4 protein-coding genes and 1 pseudogene are annotated in these 6,203 nt (G+C 56.3%); 2 read left to right on the forward strand and 3 right to left on the reverse strand.

The genetic code is table 11. The features are described from left to right. Positions 1-146 precede the first annotated feature (146 nt). Together SFLMC1_RS07295 and SFLMC1_RS07300 are read right to left on the reverse strand one after the other, a co-directional pair. A complete protein-coding gene (locus tag SFLMC1_RS07295) occupies positions 147-335 on the reverse strand; it encodes a GyrI-like domain-containing protein (RefSeq protein ID WP_261981435.1) in 189 nt (62 codons plus the stop codon). Between the two features lie 591 nt (positions 336-926). Continuing rightward, entirely contained in the window at positions 927-1,094 is a 168-nt protein-coding gene (locus SFLMC1_RS07300) for a hypothetical protein (RefSeq protein ID WP_157966984.1), read from the reverse strand. Between the two features lie 837 nt (positions 1,095-1,931). Here SFLMC1_RS07300 and SFLMC1_RS07305 point away from each other — a divergent pair. Both SFLMC1_RS07305 and abc-f read left to right on the forward strand, forming a co-directional pair. After that, a complete protein-coding gene (locus tag SFLMC1_RS07305) occupies positions 1,932-3,218 on the forward strand; it encodes an MFS transporter (protein WP_005987410.1) in 1,287 nt (428 codons plus the stop codon). Between the two features lie 261 nt (positions 3,219-3,479). Then, positions 3,480-4,949, forward strand: coding sequence for a ribosomal protection-like ABC-F family protein (gene abc-f, locus SFLMC1_RS07310; RefSeq protein ID WP_005987409.1), 1,470 nt, complete (start codon positions 3,480-3,482; stop codon positions 4,947-4,949). A gap of 908 nt (positions 4,950-5,857) precedes the next feature. On the opposite strand, the pseudogene SFLMC1_RS07315 reads toward abc-f, so the two are convergent. Continuing rightward, a pseudogene (locus SFLMC1_RS07315) lies at positions 5,858-6,203 on the reverse strand (hypothetical protein); the annotation flags it as partial.

A 6,203-nucleotide genomic window follows, 5' to 3' on the forward strand; every position in this document is an offset into this window, starting at 1 on the left:
GCCACAAGATGAGCAAAGAGCGCACCTCGAGACGAATCGACTAAAGGAATTGCGCGCCTGCCGGGAGGCAGGGCAGCTTGCTCGATCGACGCGGACTACCAATTGATAAACCCCAAAAGCCGGAGCGAGCGGCGTCACTCGCTCCGCTACATCGACTTGACGGGATGGCGGACCACGGTCTTGAGCTTCTCCGGCGCGCACTTGCGCTGGTCGGAGAGATAGATCTCGTGATGGAGGCGGGATTCGGAGAAGTCGGGGGCATATCCCTGTTCCGCCGCAAATGAGCGCATGGCGTCTACGGTCGCCGGCTCGTCGTCGTAAGGCCCGTATAGCAATGGGCGCGGCCTCTTCCGAAGCCGCGCCCATTGCAGGAAATTATAACACAGAATCGAACGTCTGTTCTATTCCCACTCGGTGGTTATAGTTTTGCCGTCTCGTCACTCCAGTTGCACCCAGTTTTCGGCGGCATCTCGAAGTGAGTGCCGCTGAATGACGCGACGTCGCGTTTCATCGGCTTCGGGGACAAAAGCTGGGACAACTTCAAAAACCATTTTCAAACTCAGAGTATTGAGTTTTTATTTTTGTCCCAAGGGGCACGGAGAGCCGCCTTTGGAGGCTCGATATCGCCGAAAAACGCCCGTTTTGAAACTCAACCGCCTTTGAGCCTGCAAACCACCAGCTTCAACAGTAAGTGAGTCGACGCGGGTGGCTTACGAGCCGTTCACAAAACCGCAGGCCACAGGTCTTTGTCAACGATAAGCAAAGTGAATAGTCTCAGGTGGCTTGCCCATGAGTTGGCGTAAGCCTGTTTAGCAAAAGGCTAATCGGACACGACAGGCCGCCCGCATGGCGACGGCGTTTCCCGTGCGGGCACAAACAGCCCTGCGTGCCCTGTCGCGCGATATCCCAATGCGACGTTCAGAACCCTACCCGCCAAGCAGCCACCTCGCGAAATTCAGCACGAGCACGCCCTCCCGGGTATGGGGCTCATGCCTCGTGCGAGTGATGAGAATCTTCGGGAATGCATCCCCGATGGATAGAATCGGCGCAATCTCCCTCTCGAGCGTCGAATCGGCGCCGATATCGTCGCTCACATACACTTTCCTTCCCGGTTTCGAAACTTGGAAGGCAGTATGCGCAAGGATGCGTCGAGGTGCGATCCCAGTCGTACCATGCCAGCAGAGATGTCGAGGCACATTCGTTCATGCTGCAATGCGGGCATCGGAGATGAAAAACAGCCCGTCGGGTAGTCATGGGCGTGCGGGAGCCCGCATCAGTAACCTGCCTCCTCGGTTGTCCCTTCTTTGCATGGTCGTCTACATAAAGGAGGAACCAGCCATGCAGATCAGCATGCTTGCCCTTCTTGGGTCACGGACCGGGGAGGCGAGGGCCTCCGTCGGGACCGCCCCGAGCAACCGGCATATCCAAGGAATGACAAGGCTCGATCGCTGTGCTGGTCAGGATGCCGAAGCGGGCCGTCCGCCAATCGGAATGCGGGTCAGGATGCTGCAACGTGATTCCAGCTGCAGGATACGGCTCCTTTGCGGTTGCCGCAAAACCTGCTGGCAACATTCTTACTATCCGAATGATGTACGCATCCCTTGGGATCGTTTCGCCTGACCAGGGCCATCTTCAGCGCCTCATCGGCCAGCTCGGCAGGCGCCTCTTCCACGCGTAATAGCCCTGGCGGGTCACCTATGCAACCAAAGATACAAAAGGAATCGAATGGCCAGAGAGGATTGCCCTTACCGATGCTCGATTCTTGACAGGCAAACTCAAGCCTCGTTAATATTACATGGTTTGCCAGACCGAATTAACAAAGGAGGGGTGTCGTGGTTGGTCTTTTCCGCACGTGGATGAGCGCCTAGAAAGCGGCGCTGTTGTGGCGTCGCGCTGTTTTTCTGCACGCCATTTCACGATTGGACATAACCATGATATTTGAAACCTCTCGGGGCAGGTCTGTTCTGCTGTGCCATTCATGGCAATTCAAGCTTTGTTTCGTATGGGGCGGGGAGCTCGTTTCGACATTGACGAGTTCGATTCTCCAAATGGGTCTTATTTGGCATCTCGCCCTCACGACAGGGTCGTCTTCTCTCCTCTCCTTAGCATCGCTGGCAGGCTTTCTGCCGATTGCTTTGTTCGGAATCCTTGCGGGCGCCGTTGTCGACAGACTGCCTTTGAAACGTGTCCTCATCGGCGCCGACCTCTTCATTGCCGCGGTGGGTGCCGCCTTGGCGATTGCCTCGTTGGCCGGCAGCTTACCTGCATGGCTAATTCTCATCGCCCTGTTTCTCCGTGCAGTTGGTACTTCGTTCTACACGCCAGCCTCCCAATCTCTCACGCCCCATCTCGCCCCGCCAGAGCATCTCGTTCGCCTATCGGGGGTGACTCAGGCGATTCAGTCCGGCGGATACATTCTTGGCGCCGCGCTTGCAGCAGTGATTTATCCCGTGGCGGGCATTACCGCTATGATTGTCCTCGACGTGCTGGGAGCGCTTTTCGCTTCTTTAGCCGTCCTCGCCGCACAGATAGACGCAGGGGGCCTCGATGAAGCCGACCGCAGCTTGTCCTTTTCCAATAAGGTTCGAGAGCTCTTCTCTGAGATTTCGGACGGCTACAAGCTGATTAGGGAGTACAGGGGGCTGTTCGCCCTTCTTTGGTGCGGGTTCGTCTTCGCTTTCGCGTTCTCTCCGCTCGCGGCATTGTTCCCAATAATGACCTTGGGGCATTTTGGCGGTAGCACGGGGGATGCCGCTTTGGTGGAAATCCTTTTTTCTGCAGGCATGCTGGCTGGGTCCGGCATTTTGGCGGCCACGGGAGGGTTCCGCAATAGGTCGTTCACCATGGTCGCCGCGATTGCCGGCTTCGGCATTGCCGCAATCGTATCCGGATCGCTCGGCCCGTCATTGTTCGCTGCTTTCCTGCCGGTGAGCTTTCTTATGGGCGCATGCTCCCCGTTGTACGCGGGAACCCAGACTGCCCTTATGCAGGAGCAGATACCTCCTGAGTACCTAGGCCGCGTTTTCGGCCTCTACGGAACCATCATGGCGTGGGCCATGCCCATGGGCCTCGCAGCCCCCTCCGTTTTTGCGGATCTGCTTGGAGCTCCGTTATGGTTCGTCGGCTCTGGAGCGACCATGGTACTGCTTGCGATGGCTATGCTGCTTGCTCCGAGCGTCCGAAACGCGGGGAAAAGAGATACCGGGCAGATTCAATAGCCCAAGTATTCGAAAAAAAGAGGCAGCAGCCATCGGTTCAAGCGTCAGCCTTCAAGCCCTTGCGACGACGAGGTATTGCACCGACATTCCGCATCGCGCTCCTTATTCGTCGCCAACTATCATTTTCGGATTTGCCGGCTTGCGCAAGGTCAAAACGCTCGCGCCGGCAATTGGGCAAAGGCGAAAAATCGACGTGAGCAATCTTTTTTGGCATGGCTGCGCTTCCAGTAAAACGCTAATACACAAAAGGCGGTTCAACCTATGGAACTCATAGTCAAAGCTAAAGACATCTTTTTGGAATATGCCGGCCGCGATATCCTAGATATCGAAGAGTTGGAAATCTACTCCTACGATCGCATCGGCTTGGTGGGAGACAATGGCGCAGGCAAAACCAGCCTGCTTAAAATTCTGAGCGGCAATCTTACCATTGCGGACGCCGACGTCAGGCGCTTCGGCAGCATTGCCCTCATCGGCCAACTCGATGAACTCGACCTTGATGCGGCTCAGGACAGTGGTGAGATGCTCTCCCGTCTCAACGTCGCCGGAGTGGCGCAGGAGACGATGAGCGGCGGGGAGGAAACACGCGCCAAGATTGCCTCTGCACTCTCCCAGCATGCAAGCGCGATCTTCGCCGACGAGCCTACGAGCCACCTCGACCAAGACGGCATCCGCCTTCTCGTCGGACAACTCAAGGCATTTGATGGGGCTCTGCTCATCGTGAGCCATGACCGTCATTTTCTCGACCAGGTGGTAGACAAGATCTGGGAGCTCAAAGACGGCGGTATTTCCGAATTCTGGGGTGACTACTCCGACTATCTGCGACAGAAAGAAGAAGAGCGCAAAGCTCAGGCGACTCGATACGAAGAGGCGATGCGCGAGCGCGATCGCCTCGAAGCCGCCATCGAAAAACAACGGAAAAAAGCACGGCAGGTCGACGCCAAGCGGAAGGCTGCGAAAAAAAGCAACGAGTATGCAGGTCGATTGGGGCATCAGAAAGCAACCGGCACCAAACAGAAGAGGATGTACCAGGCGGCTAAGGACATGGAGAAGCGCCTCGAAGCGCTCGAAGGGATTGAGGCCCCAGATAGCATTCGCGCCGTGCGGTTCCGCCAGAGCAAGGCCCTGGAACTGCATAGTAAATTTCCCATCTCGGCAGACGATTTCAGCTTGAGCTTCGGCAACTGCATGCTCTATGACCACGCGAAATTCGAGATACCGCTCGGTGCCAAAGTGGCCATCACCGGTGGCAACGGTACAGGAAAGACCAGCCTGCTGAAGGCAATCGCTCGACGCGCCGACGGTATCAACATCTCTCCCAAGGCAGAGATCGGTTACTTCGAGCAAACAGGCTACAAGTTCGACGCCCGTCAGTCTGCGATCTCGTTCATGCAGGATGGTTGCGAGTACAGCATGACCGAAATTCGAGGCATCCTCGCCTCTATGGGAATCGGACCGCGCGACCTGACAAAGGACGTTGGCGTTCTCTCGGGAGGCGAAGTCATCAAGCTGCTACTCGCGAAGATGCTGCTGGGCAGATACAACATCTTGCTCATGGACGAGCCTGGAAATTACCTGGACATCAAGAGCGCCGAAGCCCTCGAGCAGATGATGAGCGCCTATGCCGGAACGATAGTGTTCGTCTCCCACGATAAGAGGCTGGTCGAGAACGTCGCAGACATTGTCTACGAAATAAAGGACACCAAGCTAGTCAAAATCTTTCAGCGCGAATAGCCCTAAATGAGCAAGAAATAATCCCCGAACGGAGACAAGGGAGTAAAACGGCAAAGAAAGAGCCTCCGTCCCAACGCAGGGAACGGAGGCTCTTTAATCGCTTTTACTCATCTCCGTCGCTGGTGGCTTTGTCATGACTCTCGTACGAAACGAAACTCAGCGGCACAGTGCGGCACTCAAAATCGCAGGTCAGAACCCTATCGGCCTACTCCCACTCGATGGCTTCAGTTTTACTGTCCCGACATTCCAGTTGTCCTCAGTTTTCGATGCCGTCTCAAACCGAGTGCCGCCAAGTAACACTATGTCGTGTTTCATCGGCTTCGGGGACAAAAGCCGGGGCAATCTCAAAAACTCATTCCAAACTCGGGGCTTTGAGTTTTCGTTTTTGTCCCAAAGGGCACGGCGGACAGCCTTTAGAGGTTCGATATCGACGAAAACGCCCGCTTTGAAACTCAAGTGCCTTTTCGTGTGCGAGCCGCCAGCTGCAATAGGAAGTGAATCAACGCAGGCGCCTTTCAAGCAGTTTGCAAAACTGCAGGTTGCAGGCCTTCATTGCTAGTAGGGGAAATGAGTAGTCTCAGGTGGCTTGCCCATGAGTTAGCGAGCAGGTTGGGGCTTCGTTGTTGGCGCAATCACTTCGTGCACACTCGAAAGGTCTGTTTAACTTCAGACAGGGCGCCAGTGCCTACGCGCAGTGGCGCAGATGATGGGCAGCAAGAGACAAGCATCTGCTGCCGCCCATCAGAAAGCATCGTACAGGCCATACCACACGTCGGTGTAGATGAAGTCGGCGCCCTTGATGCACTCGGTTGTCGTCGGAGACCTTGCAGTTCTCCTCGCCGATGGCCATGAGGTCGCCCATCTCCTGCGAAGGCGGGCGAGCCGTAGCTCGCCCGACCTGGTACGTCTTACAGACCGTGCTTACCGAGAGCGGCCATGCGCTCATTGATGGTGGCGCGGTATGCCGCAGCCTTCTGCTCGTCGGGCTCGCTCTGGGGGCACAGAGTGGCCAGGATGGCGCGAATGGAGTGCTTGCGGTTCTCGGCCTCGACCCAGCACAGGGAGCGCTCGGGATCGTCCATGACCTCGTCGACGACTTCCTCGCCACGGTTGGCGGGCAGGCAGTGCATGAACATGCTGTTCGGACCGGCAACGTTCATCATATCCCAGGTCACCTGGTACTTCGGATAGAACACATCCATGTAGCTGGAGCTGGAGACTTCACCTTGATTATCAACTTTATCCGAACACCTC

The sequence above is a fragment of the Collinsella aerofaciens genome, from assembly GCF_901212495.1.
GTDB lineage: Bacteria > Actinomycetota > Coriobacteriia > Coriobacteriales > Coriobacteriaceae > Collinsella > Collinsella aerofaciens_H.